At 52.9% G+C, this 25,350-nt stretch carries 17 protein-coding genes and 1 tRNA gene; 8 read left to right on the top strand and 10 right to left on the bottom strand.

The genetic code is table 11. From position 1 onward, the window contains the following. Positions 1-219: 219 nt before the first annotated feature. The 3 genes from sfsA to VPK24_RS07385 form a co-directional block, all read right to left on the bottom strand. Positions 220-975 (bottom strand): DNA/RNA nuclease SfsA, encoded by a 756-nt coding sequence (gene sfsA, locus VPK24_RS07395; RefSeq protein ID WP_393011778.1) that lies wholly within the window; start codon positions 973-975, stop codon positions 220-222. A gap of 213 nt (positions 976-1,188) precedes the next feature. After that, positions 1,189-1,935: a hypothetical protein gene (locus VPK24_RS07390; RefSeq protein WP_393011777.1), complete on the bottom strand. Its 747-nt coding sequence runs from the start codon at positions 1,933-1,935 to the stop codon at positions 1,189-1,191. A 191-nt stretch (positions 1,936-2,126) separates the two neighbouring features. Continuing rightward, positions 2,127-3,821, bottom strand: a complete 1,695-nt coding sequence (locus VPK24_RS07385; protein ID WP_393011775.1) for a CPBP family intramembrane glutamic endopeptidase — start codon at positions 3,819-3,821, stop codon at positions 2,127-2,129. Between the two features lie 607 nt (positions 3,822-4,428). On the opposite strand from VPK24_RS07385, the gene VPK24_RS07380 reads away from it, so the two are divergent. From VPK24_RS07380 to VPK24_RS07370, 3 genes are all read left to right on the top strand, one after another. Next, positions 4,429-5,154: an alternative oxidase gene (locus VPK24_RS07380; RefSeq protein WP_393011772.1), complete on the top strand. Its 726-nt coding sequence runs from the start codon at positions 4,429-4,431 to the stop codon at positions 5,152-5,154. 246 nt (positions 5,155-5,400) lie between these two features. Continuing rightward, a complete protein-coding gene (gene rsmB, locus VPK24_RS07375) occupies positions 5,401-6,939 on the top strand; it encodes a 16S rRNA (cytosine(967)-C(5))-methyltransferase RsmB (protein ID WP_393011770.1) in 1,539 nt (512 codons plus the stop codon). Positions 6,940-7,293: 354 nt separating this feature from the next. After that, positions 7,294-7,515, top strand: a complete 222-nt coding sequence (locus VPK24_RS07370; protein ID WP_393011768.1) for a hypothetical protein — start codon at positions 7,294-7,296, stop codon at positions 7,513-7,515. A gap of 535 nt (positions 7,516-8,050) precedes the next feature. Here the strand turns inward: VPK24_RS07370 and VPK24_RS07365 are convergent. Then, positions 8,051-8,122: transfer RNA gene (locus tag VPK24_RS07365), tRNA-Val, on the bottom strand. A gap of 135 nt (positions 8,123-8,257) precedes the next feature. On the opposite strand from VPK24_RS07365, the gene VPK24_RS07360 reads away from it, so the two are divergent. Then, positions 8,258-8,755, top strand: coding sequence for a hypothetical protein (locus VPK24_RS07360; protein WP_393011766.1), 498 nt, complete (start codon positions 8,258-8,260; stop codon positions 8,753-8,755). A 374-nt stretch (positions 8,756-9,129) separates the two neighbouring features. Here the strand turns inward: VPK24_RS07360 and VPK24_RS07355 are convergent, their stop codons facing one another. Beyond that, complete coding sequence (locus VPK24_RS07355; RefSeq protein WP_099534869.1) at positions 9,130-9,324, bottom strand: hypothetical protein; 195 nt, start codon at positions 9,322-9,324, stop codon at positions 9,130-9,132. A 267-nt stretch (positions 9,325-9,591) separates the two neighbouring features. On the opposite strand from VPK24_RS07355, the gene VPK24_RS07350 reads away from it, so the two are divergent. The 3 genes from VPK24_RS07350 to VPK24_RS07340 all read left to right on the top strand — a co-directional run bounded on the left by VPK24_RS07350 (position 9,592) and on the right by VPK24_RS07340 (position 16,098). Further along, on the top strand, positions 9,592-12,270 hold the full coding sequence (locus VPK24_RS07350; RefSeq protein ID WP_393011764.1) for a TIGR03960 family B12-binding radical SAM protein: 2,679 nt from the start codon (positions 9,592-9,594) through the stop codon (positions 12,268-12,270). A 1,043-nt stretch (positions 12,271-13,313) separates the two neighbouring features. Then, a complete protein-coding gene (locus VPK24_RS07345) occupies positions 13,314-15,398 on the top strand; it encodes an Rne/Rng family ribonuclease (RefSeq protein WP_393011762.1) in 2,085 nt (694 codons plus the stop codon). Continuing rightward, positions 15,346-16,098, top strand: coding sequence for a ribonuclease HII (locus VPK24_RS07340; RefSeq protein WP_393011784.1), 753 nt, complete (start codon positions 15,346-15,348; stop codon positions 16,096-16,098). The genes VPK24_RS07345 and VPK24_RS07340 overlap by 53 nt, the downstream gene beginning before the upstream one ends. Here VPK24_RS07340 and VPK24_RS07335 read toward each other — a convergent pair. Genes VPK24_RS07335 through VPK24_RS07320 form a run of 4 tightly spaced genes read right to left on the bottom strand, consistent with a single transcriptional unit; the run spans position 16,079 to position 19,120 of the window. Next, entirely contained in the window at positions 16,079-16,669 is a 591-nt protein-coding gene (locus tag VPK24_RS07335) for a Uma2 family endonuclease (protein WP_393011760.1), read from the bottom strand. The genes VPK24_RS07340 and VPK24_RS07335 overlap by 20 nt on opposite strands. Positions 16,670-16,720: 51 nt before the next feature. Beyond that, on the bottom strand, positions 16,721-17,950 hold the full coding sequence (locus VPK24_RS07330; protein WP_393011758.1) for an ABC transporter ATP-binding protein: 1,230 nt from the start codon (positions 17,948-17,950) through the stop codon (positions 16,721-16,723). 58 nt (positions 17,951-18,008) lie between these two features. After that, positions 18,009-18,587: a Uma2 family endonuclease gene (locus VPK24_RS07325; protein ID WP_393011756.1), complete on the bottom strand. Its 579-nt coding sequence runs from the start codon at positions 18,585-18,587 to the stop codon at positions 18,009-18,011. Positions 18,588-18,595: 8 nt separating this feature from the next. Further along, positions 18,596-19,120, bottom strand: coding sequence for a hypothetical protein (locus VPK24_RS07320; RefSeq protein ID WP_393011754.1), 525 nt, complete (start codon positions 19,118-19,120; stop codon positions 18,596-18,598). Between the two features lie 307 nt (positions 19,121-19,427). Here VPK24_RS07320 and crtD point away from each other — a divergent pair, with 307 nt between their 5' ends. Then, on the top strand, positions 19,428-20,981 hold the full coding sequence (gene crtD / locus VPK24_RS07315) for a C-3',4' desaturase CrtD (RefSeq protein WP_393011752.1): 1,554 nt from the start codon (positions 19,428-19,430) through the stop codon (positions 20,979-20,981). Between the two features lie 140 nt (positions 20,982-21,121). Here crtD and VPK24_RS07310 read toward each other — a convergent pair whose 3' ends face one another. Beyond that, complete coding sequence (locus VPK24_RS07310; protein ID WP_393011750.1) at positions 21,122-25,267, bottom strand: NACHT domain-containing protein; 4,146 nt, start codon at positions 25,265-25,267, stop codon at positions 21,122-21,124. Positions 25,268-25,350 lie beyond the last annotated feature (83 nt).

Below are 25,350 nucleotides of genomic sequence, written 5' to 3'. Positions count from 1 at the left end.
TACGGCGACGATAGTTGGGGGGTAGCCCCCTGCGAAAATAGCTCGATGCCAGGTTAATAATTGAAGAGAGGGAGTGAGGGGTTCTAGGTTGCGATCTAGAACCCCTTCCCCTTTGATTCTGGAATTTAGAACCACCAAGTCTTGTCAACCTAGGCTGGCTTAGTCAACAGTGACTGTCTAGGCCAGCCTAGGAACTTTACAGCAATCATTTCAATTGAACTAGTTAAACTGTTGGGCAGCCAGACCTATAAAGCTAAGACCAGCGGGTGAAACAGAAAAGCGACAAGGCAATACGATCAGTCCTTGTCCGATCGCCTGGCGTAGTAGTTGTCCGTAAGTGGGGTCTCGATCGTCCCCGGGGGCGAAAGAATCGCAGTCCGATCGATTGATAAAGTACAGCATGACGGCTTGGGCTTGGGGCATCACGGCCATCATCTCGCGCAGGTGCTTTTGCCCACGATCGGTCACTGTGTCGGGAAACTTAGCTAAGGGCCCATCGCTCCAGGTTGTATTTTTCACCTCGATGTAGATAGGTTTTCCGGATGAAGTGCCTTCTAGAAGGAAGTCAACGCGGCTATTAGTACCGTATTTCACCTCCGATCGAACTGTTTCGTAAGGTTCTAAATCGGTCAGAAGTCGTTGGGTTAACAGCTCTTTCACTACTCGATTGGGCAGGTTGGTGTTGACCCCTACCCAGATTGGTTTTTGCTGATGCCCAAGAACCTCGATCGCTTCCCAGGTGTAAGCTAACTTGCGCTTAGGGCTGGGATTGTGGGAAAGAAGAACTCGTGATCCAACTTCGCAGACACCACTCATGGGGCCCGTGTTAGGGCAGTGGGCGGTAATGGTTTCGCCTGAATCTAGTTCAATATCAGCAAAAAACCGCTTGTAGCGCTTTACAAGTTTTCCCTGACTGGAATTGGGGTAGCAATATAGTTGTATTTCTTGAGTAAAAGACGGCTGAGCGCTAAGCATTAATTCTGCCAACTAAAATTTGATTGAGTTTATCTTAAATGCTCTTAGTAATGAATTGATAGTGAAATTGTAGAGATAAATCATTAGAGATGAATTAGAGATCCATACTACGCGATTACTTGAAATCAACTTGAAATTAAGCTGAGGTATTTAAATGGAGGTGACAAGTGGTCACCCCCTAATTATTCAGAAAGTTCAGTTTGTCGGACGATGCTAGCTGTTGCTGCCTGAATCGCTCATGGCAACCTTGGGTGCTAGACCAAAGATCTGAGAATAGGCGTAGGCGATCGCGCACATGGAAACGGGTGCGGTTACCAGGATGCCGACGAAGCAGAGAATGATGCCTGCAAAATTCAGCAGACCGAGGAGAAAGGAGAAGCCGAAAATTCCCCACCAATGTTTGTTAACGACCTTCCGGCTCATTTCCATGGCGGGCCAGAACTGCACTCGCCGATCGATAATGAGAGGCATTCCCATGGAGTAGCAGATGCCCAAGTAGATGGCGGGAATGATGCCAATGAGCAGGAGAATTCCTCCAACGATGAGCAGGGGTGAGGGGGGTTCGCTACCTTCGCTCATGGCGGTGCCGATGCCCAACAGGATTGCACCGGGCAGCATGGGTAGTGAAGAAATGAGACCGGAAACGAGGGCAAAAAGGAAGAGGTCTCCGAATTGGCTAAAGCCTTCAAAAAAGTCTCCGAAGCTACGAGTTTGCTCTCGTAAAATCTTGAAGCTGTAGATTAAAAAGCCTGCGTTTAAGATGGGGCCAATGACAGAACTGGCGATCGAGCCGATACCTGGAATAACACCTAAGACGATGTTAATTAGAAGGACGACGACAAAGAAGCCCACTAAGGGGCCAGCGTCTTTCTGAAACATAGACCAGCCTTTGCCAATCCAGTCTCCTGAGTTGACGCTGTAGTCGCGATCGCCCAGTGAAGACCACTCGGGATTTTGCATGGTGATAGACTCCACGACGTTGAAACCAAGCACCCTGAGTCGTCGTCAGATCTTGTAAATCTTGATGACATAAGGGTTTGGCCACAAGCTAGCACCGGACTCCTCAGGGGCCGTCCGATTGAATGAATTTTTAATGAATGCTGGGGAGCCTGAAGACTAGGGCTGGAGGCTAGATTGGCCGAGGGCAGCGGTTAACGACTGGAGAGCAGGATCAGGCTGGCGAGGGTGCCGCTGTTCCATAAACCATGCAGCAGGATTGAGGACAGAAGATTGCGCGATCGGGCATAGACCACACCAAGAACGATGCCCAAGGTTGTGAGCGGCAGGACTTCCGAGAGACTGAGGTGGGCGAGGGCAAAGATCAAGCTGCTGAGGCCAATGGCTCCCCATGGGGGTAGATAGCGAGTGAGGGAAGGAAGCAGGAAGCCGCGAAAGAGGGTTTCTTCAAACAGGGGAGCCGCGATCGAGGCGGTTAGAAAAAAGCAGGTGATGGCGACGGGGTCGCGGTTTTCAAGGACGATCGAGAGGATGGGATTGCTGCCCCCTTGTCCTTGCCAAATTTGCTGATTTGCCAAGGAAACAAGAATGACAATCGGGAGCGCCACACAGTAACCACCGATGCCCCAGGCCAGCCAGCGGCCATTTTGCCATTTGAACTGAAACCAGCCTTCCGGAAGAGGTAGATAGGATTTGACGGCGTAGCGCAGGGTTAAAACGCTCCCGGCGGCCATGAGTCCATAACTGAAGAGGATGATGCCGGCTTGGGTTCCGCCCGTGAGGGTGCTGGGCTGAATGCCAAGCAGTTGCAGCCCGATCGAGCGGATGAGGGGAACAACAATCTGTCCGATCGCGAAAAAGCCAAGGATGAACACTTCCCAGATGGTTTCACCTGTCCAAGGAACTGTCCATTGAACGGAGGCGAGGGACAGGAGTGAGTTAGATCCCTTCAGGAAGCGTTGCACCAGCAAGACGATCAGGCTAATGATGCCGCAGAGAAGGGCCAGGCCGGGGATGAGGTTAACGGCGGCCAGTTTCAACAGCAAAGACTCGGCTTGCAGGTTGGTTTCGGCGGCCAAGAGGCTGAGTTCAGCCGGCCGCTGTTGCAGACGGTACAGTCTGGCCAAGCTGGCATTTCGGAACCAACCCCCCAAAAATTGTTGGATGTTGTCTTCAATGCCTTGGGCGATGGCAGGCGGCAGTGCTGGGGCACTTTGGTTGGTGACCTGGTTGGTGACCTGGTTGGTGATTTGGTTGCGATTTCCCCACAACAGAGCCAAATCTTCCCGAATTGTGTCAAAGTCGCTGAGGAAACTTTGGGGATCGATCGAGTCGGGCACGGAAGCTGAAAGGCGGGCAAGCTGCCGCCAAGTGGTCAATGCGGCGGTGGAATCTCCCAACCGAGCCTGGAGCAGGCCCAATCGTAGGTCTACGGCGGCCAGCTCTCGCAATTGTTTGGCTAGCCGATCGAAGTCAGAGTCTGGCCCCGCTGTGGCTGAGTCGCTGGCCTCAGAATTCGCCGATCGATTGTTCGCCGGGGTGGTTAATTCGCGGATGAATTTTTCCGCACTCAAGGCAGCTTTCTCGCGAAAGGCCTGATATTGCTGACGAGCATCGGCAAAGGTGCGATCGCCCAACAGTTGCTGCCGCAGGATGACGATCGGGTCGTCGGTTTCGGCCGGGCGATCGGGCGGTAAGTCCAGTTCTCCCGTGGCCCGCAACATCAGATTGGTTTGATATAGCTCCAGACGACTTTGGATCTGGGTTTGGGTAAAGCTGCCCACCAAGGACAACCCAGAAACCGACAAGGCCAACACGGTCAGCACCACTAAAACCAATCGCTTGAAATTTCCGCTTCCAGTTATTCCCGTCACAATGTTGCTGCCCACCGTTCAAATGCTGTTTTAAAGGCTGACCAACTCGATCAATTCGACAAATTCGATGGCTTTGATCGCTCGATCGCCCGATCAAGACGATCCATGCAGAACTGCATAGCAAAATGCCATGAAATTTAGGAAATAATCCAAATTGTCCAGCCAAAGGTAATGAAACCCTTAACAGCTTACCTGGCCCTTACAAACTTATAAACCACGTTGCGGAAGCTAGTAATCCGATAAGTTCTGATAGATTCCGAAATCTTACTGAATTTATTTGTATCAGTTTTGTAATTTGTTAGGGTTTTTCGGAATTTCTTTAGCAATGCTCGATCGGGTGACTTGACAACTCTTTGGCAGTGGCGAGATTGCCTAAATTTGCCTAACTCAGCCCTTTCATCCCTTCACCGCTCAGCTATTTCCTACAGCGGTCGTTAGGATCAAACCAGCTTAGGTCAAAGGCTGGCACGGCGTGACCAGGGTGAGCGATCGAAACCCAAAACCAGCACTCAAAAACAGCACTGGTTCCTGAGCAAGGTTATTCGGTCAAAATCTTCAACCACAGCTTCCCAGCTCTTCCGTGCCATAGCACCTTTGCCTGCAACCTTCCTGGAGCAGCACCATGATTCGTTTGCTAGTTGGCATTCTTGTTTGGGTGATCAATGTTTTGTATAAAGATCGCCCCTATCCTCGGTTTTACGTGTTGGAAACCGTGGCCCGCGTTCCCTACTTTGCTTACATGTCCGTGTTGCACCTCTACGAAACCCTGGGTTGGTGGCGCAAGGCGGACTGGCTGAAGGTGCATTTTGCGGAATCTTGGAATGAATTGCACCACTTGCTGATCATGGAAGCCTTGGGAGGAAATCAGGTTTGGAGCGATCGCCTGATCGCCAAGTCTGCGGCCCTGGTTTACTACTGGATCATTGTGGGGGTGTATTTGGTGTCTCCCCAATCTGCCTACCATTTCATGGAACTGGTGGAAAAACACGCCTATGCGTCCTACAACAAGTTTTTGCATCAAGCGGAAGCCATGTTGAAAGCGGAACCTGCGCCGGAAATTGCTCAGCGCTACTACCGCGATGGAGATTTGTATCTGTTTGATGAGTTCCAAACGGCCCAAGTGCCCGAAAGTCGCCGCCCAGTCATTGACAACCTCTACGATGTGTTTGTGGCCATCCGCGACGACGAAATGGAGCATGTGAAAACGATGGTGGCCTGTCAGCAGCCCCAGGATCAGGCCTGTCTGAGTCCCCATGAGGCGGGGAATTTGGCTGGCAAGACTCCCGAGTCGCTGGACGTGATCGCGCCGTCTTTGGAGATGACTCCCGATCACCCGCAAATGGGTTAATCAACGGTTATTGCCCCTGGTTAATCAACGGTTATTGCCCCTATTGCCCCTAGTTGCCCCGCGAATCCCTGTGGGACTGGTGGGCCGGAAACCATGGCAATGACTAATGACTGACCGCCACGGGTCGCCCTCGATCGCTCCTTAATGACTATCAACTTTTCCAGGCGGATCGGGTTTGCCCGGTTCGCCTGTATTCTGGACAGTTCCCCTGTTCTCTATCTTTGCTCCCGCTGTTGGGTGTTTGTTATGGCTATGCAAGGTGCAACGCTTCCTAAAAATCGCGCCCTGGTGGCTCGCCATGCGGCCTTCACGGCCTTGGGGATGATTGAAGCGGGGGCCTATGCGGATGCGGCGCTCGATCGGGTCATGCGTCAGTATGGGGATTTGGACGGGCGCGATCGCCGGTTGGTGACAGAGTTGGTCTATGGCTGCACCCGACAGTTGCGGGCCTTGGACGGTTGGATCGATCGCCTGGCGACCCGTTCCGCCCAAGAGCAGCCGCCGACCCTCCGCAATTTGTTGCGGTTGGGGTTATATCAGCTTATTTATCTCGATCGAATTCCAGATTCGGCCGCCGTGGACACCACCGTGGAATTGGCCAAATTCTGCGGTTTAAAGGGGCTAAGTGGGTTTGTCAATGGCTTGCTGCGGGGATATTTGCGCCAAAAAGCCAAAAACCCGAACCCGCTGACCTCGGTGGCGGGTCTTGAGCCGGTGGAGCGGTTGGCGCAAACCTATAGTTACCCAAACTGGATTGTGCAAACCTGGCTCGATCGCCTGGGGGAAGCGGAAACGGAACAGTTGTGCCAATGGTTTGACCAGCCCCCGACGATCGACTTGCGGGTGAATACCTTGGTGACCGATCAAGAAACGGTGATGGCGGCCCTAACGGCGGCCGGTGTGGCCGTCACCCCGATCGACCACCTGCCCAACGCTCTGCGGCTAGCTGCCCAACGGGGCCATGGGGATGACTTTTTGACAGAAACCATCGCCACCGAGCCAGATTCCCGATCAACCAATGCGCCGGACAATGGCCGGGCCTGGATCGCCACCCTTCCGGGGTATGGAGCCGGTTGGTGGACGGTGCAGGATGCCAGCGCCCAGTTAGTGGCTCTGTTGTTGGATCCGCAACCGGGCGAAACGGTGATCGATGCCTGTGCTGCGCCGGGTGGAAAAGCAGCCCACATTGCGGCTCTGATGCAAGATCAGGGTCAAATTTGGGCGATCGATCGTGCTGGATCTCGCCTGCGGAAGGTGCAAGACACGGTGCGGCGGTTGGGACTGCGATCGATTCGGATGGTGGAAGCGGACAGCACCGGAGGCAAAGCACCCCTGGTCACCGCTGCCCGCAAGCGTGATCGGTCTCGATCGAAATCGGGCCCGATCAGCGGTTTAGAGGAAGTGCCCACCCAGTGCGATCGCCTCTTGCTTGATGTGCCCTGTTCTGGGTTGGGGACGTTGCATCGTCGGGCCGATGCCCGTTGGCGACAGACTCCGGAAACCGTGGCCCAGTTGGTGCAAATTCAGCGAGATTTACTCGATCGCGCCGATGCTTGGGTGCGGCCCGGTGGCGTAGCCGTTTATGCCACCTGCACCGTGCATGAGCCGGAAAATGGGGCAATTATCCGCGACTTTTTGCAACGCCATCCTCATTGGGCGATCGAACCGCCCACCCCTGACTCTCCCTTGGCTCCCTTTGTGACCGCCGCCGGTTGGCTGGAACTGTGGCCTCACCATTGGCAAATGGATGGCTTTTTCATGGTCAAACTCCGGCGACAGCCCTGAAGTCCGTGGGATTTGCGAGCGGCGACCATTATGTTTCAATGAATAGACGAGCAAAATTATGGTCGCCAAAATTATTCATTATTAATTTTTGATTATTAACGGCAATTGTTGCGTTTTGAGCGGGAATTTTAAGAATTGACTACTGATGAATTGACCGCAATTCCAGAACCAGTCAGGATCTGAGCCAAAATTGGGATGTCAGGGAAATCAGGGCAGGATCGAGCCAAGTGTAACGCTGTGAATCGATTTGTTGCATGACCTCGCGCAACAGCTATCGTCTTGTATCATTCCCTGCTGTTGGTGACTGCGCCGGTTATCTTATCAACATAAAGAAAACCTTAAGGAGGGTCTCTCATGAAACCTCTACTGATGCGGCAACTGTGGTCGGTGGTTGAATCGATCCAAACCAGCACCCTCTTAGCTTTGGATGATGACAGTCTGGTGAACTTCTTGGCCGATCGCCTCATGACCGGTTGCCCCGGCATCGATCGCTGCGATCGGGCCGAGCTGGATGGCTACCTGCAAGCCAAAGTTTCCCTAATTCGCGATTTGGCCAACGGTCGCTCAGTGGCTTAGGTGGCTTGCTCGATCGTGGCCCCTGAATCCATCACCAGGCACAGGCTCAAATCTAGCCACATGCTCAGCAATCGAACAGCCGAACCATCGGCACAGCGATCGCTCAATGATCGCTCAATGATCGCTCAATCAATCATTTCTAACCTGCCAGAGGATTGCTCAGAGCAGCGCTCAGAGTAGTTTGTGAATCTGGCAAAAACTGAGTTTGGCAGCAACTGGCAAAAACTTAATCTGGCTCAGCAGTCACTTGGCTTAGCCGAATGGGATATGACGCAATCAAAATTCCCGCCCAGCCGCCCATCAGCGAAATGCCCCAACGATGGACGGCTCAACCATGTGACTGCAAGCAAGCACCGGCACAAAGCTTGAGCATGAGACTCTAAAGCCAAAATCCAAAGCCAAAACCCAATTAGCAAAATCCAATTAGGAATATGACTGACTGGCGCTAGCCGTCTCGACGATCACGAGTTGGTGCTAGCAAGCTGGCGCTAGCGGGTTAATTAGGAAGAGTGGTCTGAGTGACCGTTTTAAAAAATGGGCGGTATAGGATTTGAACCTATGACAGCCTGCTTGTAAGGCAGGAGCTCTACCGCTGAGCTAACCGCCCCTAAGGGGTTTGAGTCGTTGTCAGGCGCTTTGACCGCTGACCGGATAACAATATACCAGAGATTTGGAATTTTGCTACGGTTTAGATCGCTGAGATTGCAAAATTGTCCTTTCTGATTGATTCTGTCTGGCTCCGATGGATGGTTTGCCATTGCCCGCTTTGCCCGCTGCGCCGTTGATTAACCCCGCGATCGAGATTGAATCGGAACCTGGGCCGACGGTGGATGATTCCGGGAACTCACCAACCCCGCCCCTGACTGCAAGGCCGGTGCTCTGTTTGGAGCACGATCGGTGGCAATTGTTGGCGGAGGCGATCGACCAAAATTTGGAACGTCAAACCACCTGGGTGCGACCGATCGTGCTGGCGGAGTATGCCGATCAACTAGCCCGAGAAGCTAGCGATCGTCCCCAAACGATCTATTCGGAAGAATATGCTGTGGACTTGGTGTTGCCGAGTGCCCTGTTTCGGGCGGCATTCGATCTGGAACTGCTGAGCTTGCTGGCCCTGAAGCCCCATTGCTTGCCCAACATTGAACCGGCGGCGGGCCGCATGGTTTTCCAAAAATTCGTGCGACTACTGTTCGCCCGCAAGCTCCCACCGATGCGGATCAGTGGGCCCCCGGAAGTCCGTTGATTAACCCTCGCTGAGGTGTTGGACAAGGGGCGATCGGGCCCAAGGGTGATGAGTCGTGCCGCAACAGTTTTGATCAAGAGCTACGATCAAGGGCGTGTGAGAGCAAAGACTTTGACCAAAGCTTTCGATCAGGGACTGCCGATGGGGGACTTGCGATCGAGCATCCTAAGTCAGCTGAATCGAAGGTCAATTCGATCGGCATCAACTGGGCTTAGACTACTGGGTCTCAATAGAAGTCTCAATGAACTTGATCAAATCAATCCGGCGGATCGGTTCTGATCAGGGTTTTGATCAGGGGTTCGATCAAAAAGTTTTGATCAGGTAGTTGCCATGAAGCTTAAGAGGAGCTTAAGATTTAGGCATCAAGCTTTTGACTAAACGCTTGGAACCAGTTGGATGCGACCTTCATCCATCTCGCTCATGAGAAGTTCCAGCGCTTCATAATCCGCATCTGAAACATAACCCTGGCGGGTTAACTCATAATTGATCTCGTTCTCGATATCGGGAGTCAGTTGGCGGAGATAGAGGGCCTTTTCCACCAACCGCCGGATTGCATGGGTTGCTTTCACGGTCAGCTCCTGTTAATTACGAACAGTTGGCTATTGGTATTGTCGGTTGTTGGTGCGGGAGCTGATGCGATCGCGCCGCTTTTGTCTGCGTGATCTTTATCACCATCGCACGGATGCCCACTGACGATTGAAATTAGCCTATTCAACAAGCGACTTCCTTGGAATTGATCGCTGTGCCACTGTTTTGTCCGGATTGAGTTTGGCTGGATTTTGCCGAATTCGGAAGTTTGCTCGGTACGATCGAACTGAGTCCACTGGAGAATGCCTGTGACCGTTGCTGTAGACCAACTGATCACGACTGAGATTAATCGTCCGGCCCGCTACCTGGGGAACGAACTGGGATCTGTCCACAAACCCTGGGAGTCGGCCACGGTGCGTTGGGTGCTGACCTACCCGGAAATCTATGAGGTGGGCGCGTCGAACCTGGGCCATGTGATCCTCTACAACATCATCAACGCCCAGCCGCGCCAACTGTGCGATCGCGCCTATTTACCCGCCCAGGACTTGGCCGACAAGCTGCGAGCCAGCCAAACGACCCTGTTTGCCGTTGAAAGTCGCCGCCCCCTCACGGACTATGACATCCTGGGCTTCAGCCTCAGCTACGAGCTAGGCGCGACCAATATTTTGGAAATGCTGGCTTTGGCCGGGTTGCCCCTGACTTGGGCCGATCGAGCCGATCGCCCGATCGCCGACTGTCCCTTGATCTTCGCGGGCGGGCAAACGGCCACCTCCAACCCGGAACCCTACGCGGACTTTTTTGATTTTGTGGCCCTGGGCGATGGTGAAGAGCTGTTGCCAGAAATTGGCCTCGTGATCCAAGAGGGCAAAGACGCGGGCCTCAGTCGCCAAGAAATTTTGCTGGACTTGGCCCAAGTGCCGGGGGTCTATGTGCCCCAATTTTACGAGATGGCGGCCGATGGGTCGGTGCATCCTGCCCGGCCCGATGTGCCGGCCCGGGTGCTGCGGCGGGTGGCTACCCCCATGCCCCACTACTCGATCGGGCTGGTTCCCTATGTGGAAACGGTGCACGATCGCCTAACCGTAGAGATTCGGCGAGGCTGCACAAGGGGCTGTCGGTTTTGCCAACCGGGCATGTTGACCCGCCCGGCCCGCGACGTAGACCCCGAAGAAGTGATCGACGCGGTGGCCGACGGGATGCGGGCCACGGGGTTTAACGAGTTTTCGCTGCTGTCCCTCAGTTGCTCCGATTATTTGGCTCTACCGGCCGTGGGACTGGAGATTAAAAACCGGCTCCAGGGCGAAAACATTACCCTGTCGTTGCCCAGCCAACGGGTCGATCGCTTCGATCAAAACATCGCCAATATCCTCGGGGGCACGCGCCAAAGCAGCTTGACCTTTGCCCCGGAAGCGGGAACCCAACGCCTGCGGGACATCATTAATAAGGGCTTGACCAATGAGGAACTGCTGCGGGGTGTGAAAACCGCCTGGGAACAGGGTTGGGACAAAATCAAGCTCTATTTCATGATTGGGTTGCCCGGGGAAACCGATGCGGATGTGTTGGGGATTGCGGAAACCGTCCGTTGGCTCCAGCGGGAGTGCGGCGCGCGGGGTCGCAAGCGGATTCAATTCACCCTGACGATCTCGAACTTCACGCCCAAGCCCCACACGCCGTTCCAGTGGCATACGGTTTCAACGGCGGAGTTTTTGCGCAAACAGGATCTTTTACGCCAGGAATTTCGGACGATTCGCGGCCTAAAGGCGAATTTCACCGATGTGCGGATCTCGGCCATGGAGGATTTTGTGGGCCGGGGCGATCGCCGGTTGGGGCCGGTGGTGCGTCGAGCTTGGGAGTTGGGTGCGGGGATGGATTCCTGGTGGGAAAGCCTCGATCGCGCCTTTGGGGCTTGGCAACAGGCGATCGAGGAAGCCGGCCTGCATTGGAAATATCGCCAAGTGGAAGCGGGTGAGTGGAACGCCTTTGAAGAAGGAGAATCGGCCGCACCGGAGGCGATCGATCCGGCCGCCCTGCTCGATCGCCCCTTGCCTTGGGATCACTTGGACAGCGGCGTGGACAAAAAATGGCTGAAAGAGGATCTGCAACGGGCCTTGGAGGCGGCCACGGTTCCCGACTGCTCCTTTGAGGGCTGTTCCCATTGCGGGGTTTGTGGCTATGACTTTGGCAATAACGTGGTAGTGCCGCCGCCTGTGATTCCGCAGTTCCAGGGCCACTTCAAGCCCAATCAAACCCGGGCCCAGCGGGTGCGGCTGCGGTTTGCCAAGCGGGGCGAAATGGCCCTGCTCAGTCATTTGGATTTGATGCGCCTGCTCGATCGAGCCGTGCGCCGGGCAGCGATTCCGGTGTCCTATACAGGCGGTTTCCATCCCTCGCCCCGGATTGTGCCGGCCCATGCGCTTTCCTTGGGCGTGACCAGTGAGGGAGAAATTCTTGATCTAGAACTCACGGATCTCTGGCCCCTGGCGCAGATCCAGTCCGCTTTAGCGGCCCAATTGCCGGTGGATTTGCCCCTGCTGGCGATCGAGGAAGTGCCCCTGAAGGATCCGGCGGCGAACCAACTGCTCGATCGCGCGGAATACGAAATCACCGTTACTGCCACCGATGGCGAGGCGATCGATTGGGCCGCTGCCTTGGCTGTTGTGCTCGATCGCCCCGAATGGTTCTGGGAAAAAACCACCAAATCCGGCAAAACCACCCAAGTGAACCTGCGCGATTGGCTGGATCAGGTGCAACTGATTGACCCCACCGAGCCACCCACGGGCGAATCCGCTACCCTGCGATTCCGGGGCCTCTGCCGCAATGATGGGCAACAACTGCGGCCCGAGCATTTGGTGTGGTTGCTGGAGCAAGCCACGGGCCAAGCCATCAGTTTGGTGCGATCGCACCGGTTGCAACTGCTGCTGGCGGCCGCAGTGCGATCGGTTGCATCTCCCGATTTGGCAATTGATTTGGCAATGATTGGCAATTAATTGATTTGGTAACTGAGGTGTGGTTAGGTAGGCACGGTTAGGTAGGCGCGATCGTCCATCGAGAGCTTCGTTCCTGGGTTTTCGATTCACGATTACGGCGTGAACCGTGAACAAGCCTCGCAAATCATTGCAATTCGTAACAATTTGCGAGAAGAGTCGCATGATTCCAGTGAACCCCCCAGTTCTGTGCTAGCCACCTGCTACACTGGAGATGACTGCTAGGCAATTGTCCCGGTGCGCGACACCACCAAAGACAAAGCCTCAGCAGCCGATCGCCTTCAAAATCAATCGAGCCAGGCATTTACCCAGAACGCGCTTAGTGCCCGTCCTCGATCGAGCGCCTGTGCAGCAGCGAAAATATCCCGAGCCACCGCCAATCCTCAGGAATTGCCTCGGCGATTGAATGCCGCCCACGAATCTAACTCTTTGCGGGCAACCACACCTCGGAGCCAAATTTGCTCTCGATGATGTAGGAAACCCGCAAGATGCAAGGTTAAGCTCGTAACATCTGCTTTGGCCAATCCCTGTTAACAAGTCACCGGTTCCAGACTGAGTGAGAGTTGCTCAAGCTGTGCTGGATAGGGGATTTTTAACAGGCCAACAAATCCAACGTGCTTTGATCGAATTGTGTCTGGATCAAGTTGTCGATCGCCATTCAGTCGCAACCCTTTTGGGTCAAGTCTCGATCAAAGCCCCATACCGGGGTCTTCTTGATTGATCGCGAGTTTGTTCGTTGGTTTGGCCCTTCGCAGTTTGCCTCAGTCTTGACTTCTGCTTCTGGGCAATTCCCCGGTCGAGGTGAATGTCTCCGGTATTTCTAGCTGCTCGATTGAACCGAGAAATCAATCGATGCTGTGCTGCTCCTTGATGGATGCAGCCGCACCCCCTGTTTGCTTTTCTCGATCGAACCTGCATGAAGCGGTTGGTCAGCGAGCCTTCGATTAATTACTGTCTTATCCCCGGCGACGGTCGCCCCCTGCATCCTCTCGGCGGTGCAGTAGACCGCATGTGGCGATCGCCCGTGAATTCCCAGAGGAATCTGCATGCCCAAACAAATTATCATCGCCGAACAGCACCGCATTGCTGCCGTTTTTAGCGAAGATCGCGTTCAAGAACTGATCGTGGCCACCGGCAGTCACCAGGTGGGCGACATTTACCTCGGGGTGGTGGAGAACGTGCTGCCCGGCATTGACGCGGCCTTCGTCAACATTGGGGATTCCGAACGCAACGGGTTCATCCACGTTTCCGACTTGGGCCCGCTGCGGTTGCGCAAAACCGCTGGTTCGATTACTGAACTCCTCGCGCCGCAGCAAAAAGTCTTGGTGCAGGTGATGAAAGAACCGACGGGCAACAAGGGCCCTCGGTTAACCGGCAAAGTCAGTTTGCCCGGTCGCTATTTGGTGCTGATGCCCTTTGGGTCGGGGGTGAACCTGTCCCGACGGATTGAGCGCGAGAACGAGCGCCACCGACTGCGGGCCTTGGCCATTTTGATCAAGCCAGCGGGGATGGGGCTGTTGGTGCGCACGGAGGCCGAGGGCGTGGCCGAAGAGGCGATCATGGAAGATCTTGAAGCCCTGCAACGCCGTTGGGAGTCGATTCAACAGGAGGCGGCTTCGACCCGTGCGCCGGCCCTGCTGGAACGGGATGATGATTTTATTCAACGGGTGTTGCGGGAGGCCTATACCCAAGAAGTGAACCGAGTGGTGGTGGATTCCCACTCGGGCATGAAGCGGATTAAGCAGCAGGTGACCCTCTGGGCGGGCAGCAAAACCTTACCGGGCGTGTCGATCGACCATCACCGGGAGCGATCGTCAATTCTGGAATATTTCCGGGTGAATGCGGCGATTCGTGAGGCCCTGAAGCCGCGTGTGGACTTGCCTTCCGGTGGCTACATCATCATTGAACCGACCGAAGCCCTGACGGTGATTGATGTGAACTCCGGTTCCTTCACCCGATCGGCCACGGCCCGCGAAACGGTGCTTTGGACGAACTGCGAGGCGGCCACGGAAATTGCCCGTCAGTTACGCCTGCGAAATTTGGCGGGGGTAATTGTGGTGGACTTCATTGATATGGAATCCCACCGCGATCGCCTGCAAGTGTTGGAACATTTCAGCAAAGCGCTGAAGTCCGACAAGGCCCGGCCCCAAATTGCCCAGCTTTCGGAGTTGGGTTTGGTGGAACTCACCCGGAAACGCCAGGGCCAAAACATCTACGAGTTGTTTGGCCGTGCTTGCCCTACCTGTGGCGGCCTGGGCATTTTGGCCCACCTGCCCGATGAGGCAGAAGATGCGGAGCCGGTGAGCCTGTTGCCCAATGTGGAGAGTGGCGATCGCCGCAGTATTCCGATGCTGCAAAAGAGTCGATCGAGTGTTGGCAGTCGTCGCTCGGTTTCCCGATCGCGCGAACTCCCCCCGGCCGCTGCGATCGTCAGCCTCCCTACCCTGGAAGATCCCTTGCCTAACTTGCAAGATTTGGATCTGAGCAACCATCCCAACTATCAAGAGTCCCTGAATGGCAGCAACAGCCGCCGTCGCCGTCGCCGTCGCGGAGGGAACGATGAGCCAGTGAGTCGGCGCGGGGCGGCCAGTCTGCCGGTGGCGGCAGAACCCGAGGTGGATGAAGCACCTTTGGAGCCGCCCACGGTGACCGCCGCTGCCCAACCCAGCCCAGCCCCCGCCGCCCAAGCCCAAGGCCGCAATGGCCGACCCGAACGGAGCCGAGGGCGCAGTGCTCGGACTGCGGAACCCCGGGAAGTGGTGGCCGTGACCATGACTTCGGAAGAGCAGGAAGTTTATGCCTGGATGGGGGTATCGCCGCTACTGTTGAGCGATCGACAGCCGGAAAACCCGGAAAGTGCGATCGTTTCAGTGCTGTTGCCAGGTCAAACGGCTCCGCCCGTTCCGGCTCCGCAACCGGTGGTGGACTTGATCGAGCCGGCCGAAGGGAATGACCCAGCCCCGATCGCAGCGGAACTGGTTCCCACGGAATCTCTGCCTCTGACTGTCTCCCATGGGAATGGGGCAGAGGAGCCGCCCAGTGGCTTGCCGGAAATTGTGTCCGTCACGCCCGGTGGGGATGCCAACGGCCGGCCGCGCCGCCGTCGTCGTCGATCGAGCACTCGCGCCTAGCCCCATGGGGAGTAAAGCGGTGCGGTCTAGGGATGGGGCGATCGTGACGGAATTGCTGCCCGATCGCCCCCTGGCCGACTCCATGGCTCCTGCGCCTGCTCAGTCCCCTTGGACTGCGGGGGTGGATGAGGTGGGCCGCGGCGCACTTTTTGGGCCCGTGGTGGCCGCGGCGGTGATTTTAACGGCCGAGGCAGAGAGCGACTTGCGGGCTTTGGGCGTGCGGGATAGCAAGCAACTGTCGGCTCGCCAGCGTCAAGCTCTGGTGGAACCCATTCGCGATCGGGCGGTGGCCTGGGCGATCGCGGAATCTTCCGTGGCCGAAATTGATCAACTCAACATTTTGCAAGCCACGTTCCTGGCCATGCGGCGGGCCCTGGAGCAATTGCACCCGCGACCCGATCGCTGCTTGGTGGACGGCAATCGACCCATTCCCCACTTGTTTTGCCCCCAAGAAACGCTCATTCAGGGCGATCGGCAATCGATCGCGATCGCTGCCGCCAGCATTTTGGCGAAAGTTCACCGCGATCAACAGATCATTGACTTCGCGGCGCAATACCCAGGTTATGACCTAGCTGCCAACAAGGGCTATGGCACGGCGGCCCATCGGGCGGCCTTGCAAACCCTTGGCCCCACGCCGCTCCATCGACGTTCTTTCGCCCCCTGTCAATTGACCCTAAATCTCAGTCAGCTTCCGAGCTAGGGTCAGGATCTGCAAAAACAATCTGCCGATAAATCGTTTTCACAGATAGGGTCAGTTTGATCGCTCCTAGGTCGATCGCATCGTCTAAGCCATAGTCCGACAATACCCATTGGCCCCGATCGTTCCGTTGAAACACCTCAATGTCCGGGCGATCAACCTGCACCAGAATGTAGGTTTGCAGGGTGTCTAAACGGCGGTAGGCGGCAAACTTCGCCCCGCGATCGAAGGACTCCGTGGAGGGGGACAAAACCTCGACAATCAGGGATGGAAACTGCACGAAACGTTCATCTTGGTCGCGATCGTCGCAGGTCACCACCAGATCGGGATAGAAATATTTGCGCCCTGGAGCTGCCTGCACTTTGATATCGGAAATATAGACCTCACAGGGGCGATCGGCGAGGGCTGCGGAGAGCGCCGCGAAAATGTTACCGGCGATGCGATTGTGCGATCGGGGGCTACCGCTGATGGCGATCGGTTCGCCGTCCCAAAACTCGTGGCGTTCCGTTTGGGTGGCTTCCCAGGCGAGGTATTCCTCAGCCGTTAGTAGCGGGTGATCGGGTAGGGCAACCATGGGTAGCAATCGGGTGCGATCGAACCAACATCTAACTTCAGGATACAAAACCTAGGGATAGAGAGCCGTGCCGGTGCTGGGGTCGAATAGGTAGAGTTGCTCGCTGGGAATCGACAGCCACAATTCATCACCCAGAGCGATCGGGCGATCGGGCGGCAGGCGCACTTGCAACGGTTTGGCCGGGGCCTCTTCCAAAGTGCGCACTAATCCCCGGTCGATCGGCTCCACCAGCGCATAGGTTTCCGACCCCAGCGCCTCCACTTGCAACACGCGCACCGGTAAATTTTTGGGCGCAGGCAAACCATCGCTCAAGTGCTCTGGACGTACCCCCAGCCATAGCGCTCGGCCGTCGTAGGGTTCTAGGGTTTTGTCCCAAATTTCCGGCAGCGTCATCCGAAATTCGCCATTGGTCAGCAGGGCCGGCCGTTTTACCCACACGGGCAGAAAATTCATGATGGGCGAGCCGATAAACTCCGCCACAAACCGGTTGGCGGGCTGGTGATAGAGTTCCAAGGGCGGCGCAATTTGCTGGATTTGCCCACCATTGAGCACCGCAATTCGATCGCCCATGGTCATTGCTTCCACCTGGTCATGGGTAACATAAACCGTGGTGGTTTTCAGCTTGCGTTGGAGTTGCACAATCTGCGATCGAGTCTCCGTGCGCAACTTGGCATCCAAATTACTCAGCGGCTCATCCATCAAAAATACCTGCGGGTTTCGAGCGATCGCCCGGCCCAGGGCCACCCGCTGCTTTTGGCCGCCGGACAATTCCTTGGGCAGGCGATCGAGCAGATGGTCAATTTGCAACATTTCCGCCACGTGGCGCACCTGCTGGGCGATCGCGCACTCCTGCTCCGATTCGTAGCGCCATGGCTTGGGAAATCGCCGCGTCAGCCCCACCGCCAAGGGTTCCCATTTGCGCCATCCCTCCGCTGGCAGGGGATTCAGCCGCCGCAACCCAAAGGCGATGTTGTCATAGACATTCAGGTGTGGATAGAGCGCATAGCTTTGGAACACCATGGCCACGTCCCGCGCCTTGGGGGGCAATGGATCGACGCGCCGATCGCCCACCCAAATCTCGCCGCCCGTCACCTCTTCCAGGCCGGCAATCGATCGCAGCAGGGTGCTTTTGCCGCAACCGGACGGGCCCACCAACACCAAAAATTCACCGTCCTCGATCGTCAGGCTAATCCGCCGCAACACGGCCGTGGGACTGCCACCGGGCGCGCGATCGCGGGGCGGATAGCTTTTGTAGACGTTATCCAAAACGACACGAGCCACGGCAATTCAACTAGAGCGCAGGTCTCGACCATTATATGGATTGGTTTGTGGGGATTGGTTATTTCGATTCGCTAAACACGACACGGCGATAAATTTGGGCGATCGGCAGGGTGGCGGGCAAGGTTTTGAGGGCGATCGCTTGGGTTCGATCGCAATAGTCGCAAAATTGCCAGTTGGAGTGATCTAACTTCCAAAAATGAGTGATGAAGGGTTCATCCTGCCGAACCAACAGATATTCCGCAAACTCAGGAATCGATCGATAAAATCGAAACTTGTCATCGCGATCGAATAGTTCCGTAGAAGGCGACAGAACCTCAACCAAGAAACAAGGACTCAACACCTCATCATCGCGATCGTCATGCCGTTGTGGCGGCCCAGCAATCACCATCACATCGGGATAGGTTCCCCGTTGATAGGTGGGAATCCAGAGCCGTAGATCACTGTTAAAAACCTCAAACTGAGTTGCATCCAGTTGGCTCATTAATAGACCGCAAATTTCCGTCGCAATTCGGCTGTGATTAATCGATCCTCCTGGCATTTCCCAAATCAATCCATTGGCATATTCGTGGCGTTGTTCCGATCTTTCCTCAAGCGATCGATAATCAGCCAAGGAGTAGTGCTGTTCAATCGCTAGCATGATGGTATTTACTCCTCTAGATGGTTAATGGTTTTCAAGATCACTTGGAAAATTCCTAAGATGGTTTGGATTTCCTTAAAGTAATATTCATCTCGATCAATATAAACTGTGCGATCGCGCAGCTTCAAAAACTTCCAAGTCGTGCCCGTTGTCACGGCTCCATAAATCCAAGGTAAAGGGCGATTTTCTCGCTCATTAAACAACCAAGCAGCGTACATGGTGGCAATGCATTGACCCAAGCCCGCTACGATGTCTTCTTTTTTCGCCTCCACAACGGCGATCGCGGGTGCTGCAATGTAGAGCTGCTCATGACTTAGGCTCAATAGGTAGTCACACTGACCATATAGACCCCGCTTGCGATCGACCGTGAAACTCCGTCCCGAAAACAGGCTAATTTGGGCGCGAGCTTGCTTACGAACTTCCGTCAAAATGGGTGCAATAATCCATTCCGATCGGGACTTTTCTGTATTAATTGCGAGGGCCATTGAAGTCCCTTCGGCCAGGGTTAATTCCAAATAAGGGCTAATGGTCACGGATGGAATTTGGCTAAGATCAAAGAGGAATTGATCTTCAAGTAAAGTGATGCCAAATGTTTCCTTGACGGTTTTAAGAGAAAACTTGCTGTAGGCCATTTTGGAAGGCTGGCTGTTCGCAATTTTGCTGGAGAGTTGGCAAATTGGGGCGCACTGGGGAAATCCTGCCCCACCCAAGCCACAACATGGTGACTGAAGCTAGCCCTGGGTTGTCCCGATTATGGCATTCCCTGACGATCGACTCGGAGATGAGTGATAATTTACAAAAGTTTACAAATTCTGCGACTCATTCTCGGCACGCTGTCCTATGACCCCAACCACCGCAACCGATGCAAACCGCCCGATCGTGGTGATTGGGGCGGGAATTGGCGGCCTGACCACGGCGGCCCTGCTGGCGCGGTGGGGGCGATCGGTCAAGGTGTTTGACCTAGCGATCGTGCCGGGGGGCTGTGCATCTACCTTTCGGCGGCGGGGCTTCATCTTTGAGGTGGGGGCGACCCAGGTGGCGGGGCTGGAGCCGGGCGGCATCCATCACCGGATTTTTGGCGAATTGGGCATCGAGTTGCCGGTCGCTACGCCCTGCGATCCTGCCTGTGCGGTGTTTTTGCCGGGGGAAACGGAGCCGATTTCCGTGTGGCGCGACCCCGATCGCTGGCGGGCGGAACGACAGCGGCAATTTCCCGGTAGCGAACCCTTTTGGCGGTTGCTGGCGGATTTGTTTCGCTATAGCTGGGAGTTTCAGGCGGGCGATCCGGTGTTGCCGCCGGGCAATGCTTGGGACTTGGTGCAACTGCTGAAGGCGGTGAAACCCAGCACTTTGCTGACGGCTCCCCATGCCTTTTCAACGGTGGGCGACCTGTTGCAGCGGTTGGGCTTGGCGGGCGATCGCCGCTTGAAAACCTTTTTGGATATGCAACTGAAGCTCTATTCCCAGGTGGGGGCGGACGAAACGGCGCTGCTCTATGCGGCGACGGCGTTGGGGCTGTCCCAGGAACCCTTTGGGCTGTATCACCTGGAGGGCAGTATGCAGGTGTTGAGCGATCGCCTGTTGGAATCGCTAACCCGAGACGGCGGCCAGCTCCAGATGCGCCATCGGGTTGAGCGGATCATCACCGAAAATGGCGAAACCACGGGCGTGGTGGTGCGGAACCTAAAAACCGATGAGACCTGGATGGAACCGGCGGCGGCGGTGGTGGCCAATGTGCCGATTCAGAACTTAATGGAGATGGTGGACTGGCCGAGCGATCGCCCCTGGTTCGATCGCCTGACCACGGATTTCTATCGATCACGCGCCGAAAAACTGCCGGAACCCTCGGGCGCATTCGTGGTTTATTTGGGGGTCGATCGCGCCGCCCTGCCCGCCGACTGCCCGCCTCACTTGCAATTCCTCTACGACTGGGACGGCCCCGTGGGCGAAAACAACTCACTATTTGTATCTGTTAGTCGCGAGGGCGATGGACGTGCCCCGGCCAGCATGGCGACGATCACCGCATCCTCCTTTGTTGATTCGCAGCCTTGGTATCGTTGCCGCGATCGGGCGGAGTACGAAGCCCTAAAAACCCGCTACACGGAAGAGGCGATCGACAAACTCGGGCGTTATTTCCGGCTCGATCCGGGGGCGATCGTCCATTGCGAAGCTGCCACCCCCCGCACCTTTGAAGACTTCACGGGTCGCAAGTTCGGCTACGTGGGCGGTTTGGGAATGCGTGTTTCCACCTTCGGCCCCTTCGCGATCGGTAATCGCACGCCGGTTCCGGGTCTCTGGCTGGTGGGCGACTCGACCCACCCGGGCGAAGGCACAGCGGGCACGAGCTATTCCGCCCTCACCACCGTCCGCCAAATGACCGCCGCCGGGTTTTGAGAATCAACGCCCGAGGATTAGACTTTTTCATATCAATCAGAAGGGGTGTATTCTACGGAAACTTAGGAGAGCATCAGGCAATTATGCGGGCTTTCGTAATGCAGTTTTCACGGTTTACACTAGGTGTTTCTGAAAATCAATCATCTTAATGCTGCATTCAACACAAATGCACGAACTCGCAAATTTTCTGAACTCAAGCCTTGGGCTTGATCATAAAGTTTTATTTTTACTGTATCTAAATCGAGATCCTTTGTCTTTGAGTTTCGATATCTTGAATCCTTAGAATCCCATTGCTGACAGTTGAACCATCCTACTAAATACAATCCGCAGGCATGAGGATTATCGGCCAGATAACGCCCAGCTAGTTGAGATTCCATGGCGACAAAGATTTCTCCATGCCAACAGCCTTTCACTTCAATGATCACAGTTACTAAGTCCAATTCAGAACCATCTTTGTTTTGTAAAACAGCATCAATATGAATATCTGTACGTTCTCCCGAATTACCTCCGAGATTTCTGCGTATTTCAACTTCGCGATTAACAATAATTCCTCGATGCTTCAAGTCATCTTCTAAAAAGCGCTTGATATAATCGGATAGTTCGTTTTCATTTAGAGGTCTATAAGTCGTCTTGTTCACTTTATCCCACAGATCTCGCACAGCAGGAGTTTCTCCTTGCAGTTTAGATTCAAGGCGGCCTAGAGACTCAAGCAATATATCCAGCAAGTGATTGCCATCTTGAATCAGTCTCTTTTCTGTGCTGGAAATGAGTTGCCTAATATGCTCTAATTCAAGAGGTCGCCATGTCTTGCGACGCATATGAGCTTGAGCATTGACCAAAACTCTTTTCAGCCAACCTAGGTTCGGTAGTTCTTGAATAAGCCTCTGAATTGCGATGCAGGCTTCTTGAGTCCCTCGGTTGATAAATTTATTTATTATTACTCTTCTTAATTCATTGATATAGTCTTTGGGTCTTGTAAACATAATAATTGTTTCTTTATTGTCTTCATAAGGATATTGATGAGTTAGCCAAATATAAAGATCAGCTAATTGTGTGTCGGTTAATTTCAACTGAATCCCGTCAAAATAGCTTGTGATTGCCGTTTCAATGACCTCGCGACCAAATAACTCATCTTTTTGAAAGAGTGACCATAGAAGCGACCAGCTAATTGGATCGCAGTCTCTTAGCAAAACAGTCGAAATTATTAGAGTCTTCTCTCGGTTCTCTTGATCTAAACTGACCGGTAAAGAGAGTATATCTCTAGCGATTTTTCTGGCTTCATTTGACCCTCTTTCAATCAGTTCCTTAAGTAAGTTTCCATACAATTTCGGTGTCAGTTTGGGATCTTTTAGCTTTTCTAAAATCGTCAGCTCTAGATTAGAGTCCCAACATTGGTCAAAAAGTCTGATTACGAGTATGGAATCATATTTTTGAATCTCTCGCTCAAGAACAATCAAGAGCGTATCAACACACTCTTGAGGCGCATGGTTGTAGGCATGAGCAACTAAGACTTGATACGAGCTGCCATACACATCGTTGCCAGGCATTGCAATCATGACAGATGCCCATCGCTTCCATATATCTGATGGCAAAGATTGTATAAAATCCGGTTCTTGCTTGAGTAGCAACAATAGGGCCCGGCAACCTGCTATTGATCGACGGTCATAGCTATCAGTGCCAATCCATCCACTGGCTGAATCTTGTTGGTGCTGAATGTAGTATTTAGCGCCTTGAACAATACGGTTACGGATATTTTCGGTAGAATCTTGCCAGCCTGGAAGAACTGTTAAGTCTAATCCAAAATCACTGCTATAAAATTTGCTATCAGGCCGCAGTGTCATTTCTAAATTGAGTTGCCACCAAGCATCTATTTCTCCCGATTCTAGTTGCCCTAGGCATTGAAGAATTCTATCTTGAGGTGATGGATCTAAAAGCTGGGGCTTAAACTGATATTTCTGGCATTCCATGTTTTCTTGGTATATGCGGCGTTGATTTTTTTCTTCATCTGAATTGAAATCAACTGATTTGAAGTAATCAGTAAAGATCTTGCTTAAGACATTGTTGGATTGACAGTTGATAAGAATTGCATCTATTTGTTTTCCGTCTTGACGATCAAAGCTTCGTTCAATCATCTTTGCCCAGAGATACTGATTCCTCTCGGAATTGGATTGCTTCATGTTGTCTAACATCCAATAAATATCTTCAGGTATTAAAATATTTTTACCTAGAAAAGTTTGAAGGAAGTATAGCTTGGCTTTTACTTCTGACATGATTGGGATCGCTTCTTGAATTAAGAAGCGCCTTTTTTTGACATCACTCAGAAGTTGTGAAACCATCTCATCTTCTATTTCACGATTCCTGACAACACCTTGGTATTCTTGGTACTGTAGCAGGGCGATCCTTATGAAGCTCTCTACTATTCCTGGATATTTCAAATTTTCCCATGCTTTTCTGAGAAGACTATCCCCCACTCGTTCCAAAGGATGCCCAAGGTATCTAATTCCTTGCTGATGTAGCCAATTAAGGGCAATGACTAAATCGCAAGGTTGAATTTCTTGAACTAGCTGAAAGTTCACAAATCGCCAATATGATCCAGGCCCATTTGGGCTTTTGGGTGGTGTAAGAGACTTAAATAACTCATCGCTTGATATTAATTTTGGCCAGAGTGAATGAAGTACATAGCCTTTGAGTTGATCTTGCTGATCTTCCGGTAAAAATTCTGTAGCTAAGGGCTTTAACTTTAGTTTGGTACTGTCATCTGCAATTGTGGATAAGCAATCAACTGCTTCTTCCCTCAAATCAATTGGCTGTGAAGAATCTAGGGCAAGGTTCAGTAAGTCTTCTTGAAGCTCAGACAAATCACAAGCTTTAGCGATAAAAATTGCCAGCCCCCTTGCTTCAATTTGTTGACTAGCGTTTTGAATACATGACCGAAGTTGGGAAGTAATATTCTGATGCTTGAGCTTCTTATAATTATTGATCTCGATTGATCTGTAAGAATATAATTCACCTTTTCCATATTTAAGCAATAGGTTATCTACGATTTCCTTTCGTAAACATTCATCCATGGGAATATCGCTCTTTAGGATTATACCTGGATCACTTTTGATGACTTCTTGAAGAACGTCCAGCCTCATGCTTGCTAGCCATGCTACGGTTCCATGAAGCTGGGGTATAACTCGATTTTCACACTCGTTAGATATAAAAATGAGTTCCTTGATTTGAGCCAGCGGTAAATTGTGCTGAACTAAGTACCAAGCTGCTAAAAATTCAGCATAAGCTTTATGCGCCCATCCTATTTGGTGCGGCCCGCGAGCTGAAAATAACCCTGTTTTTAAAACATCTCTAAGAGCTTTTTCGGTGACTTCAATATCTCTGCTACTAGCTGTTTCATAGCCATAAGATAGTTGGGCTAATTCAATATCCTCAGATGTTATATCCGCTTGATCCAAGCTCGTCCATATAGACGAGCGATTGGTAGAAATAGTGATAGCTGCAATCCGAGCTGCTATGATTAACCGCTGCTTACTCTCTAGTCCATAAGCAATTCGATTAATTTCTGTGCAAAGTTGCTCGCAACCATCACGATAAAGTTCATGCACTTTTTCGCGATGACATAATTTTTCGTTGTTTTTTGAATAAGTGTTCAATAGAAAATTTAATGTAAGAGGGTTTAGCGCTAATGAAACCAGATCATTGCGGCTAACCTCTTCTAGAAAAAGATCAGCAGAGAGGTTCTTCTTATTGGCTGCTTCAGTAACATCTATTCGGCGAAGTGGAGCCAGCTCATAAATGCCTATAGGATTTTGAGACCAAATATTTTGTAAGTCTTTTTCTAAAATTGCTGGCCAAGCTCCTGTTCGGCAAGCAATGCGCAAATATAAGCGGTGAAGATGATTCTTATGAATCTTGAATTTATCAATCAGAATAGCTGCTAACTGGCTAGTGCTGAGTGGACTTTCATCGAAACTATCGAGAAAAATATGAAGCTTATGAGTTCCAGCTTGCCAAAATCGAAATTTATTACTCTCAAATAGATCGCGGATCAGCCTATCTTCGCTACCATATGATCGAAGATTGAGAAACTCTTCTTCATCTCCTTTACTTCTGATTTCACTCGAAATTCTTTCGTACTCTGTTTCTAAGACTACAGATTTACCAATTCCTGCTTCGCCTAAAAGGATTAAGCATGGGAAATAGAGTATTTCGTCAAGAGATACTAGATGAGGGTTATGTGCTTTACCATACTTTTCATCTGGATCGTATAGATATCCACCATCGGCCAAGCTGATACTCTTGGCACGAGGACACCAAAATCGTTTCCAACGGTAAACTGGCTCTGACACTCTATATCATAGGAATGATGCTG

It is taken from the genome of Limnothrix redekei LRLZ20PSL1, assembly GCF_043235035.1.
Taxonomy (GTDB): domain Bacteria; phylum Cyanobacteriota; class Cyanobacteriia; order CACIAM-69d; family CACIAM-69d; genus CACIAM-69d.
The sequence above is the reverse complement of the archived record's forward strand: the minus strand, read 5'-3'. Positions and strand labels throughout refer to the sequence as shown.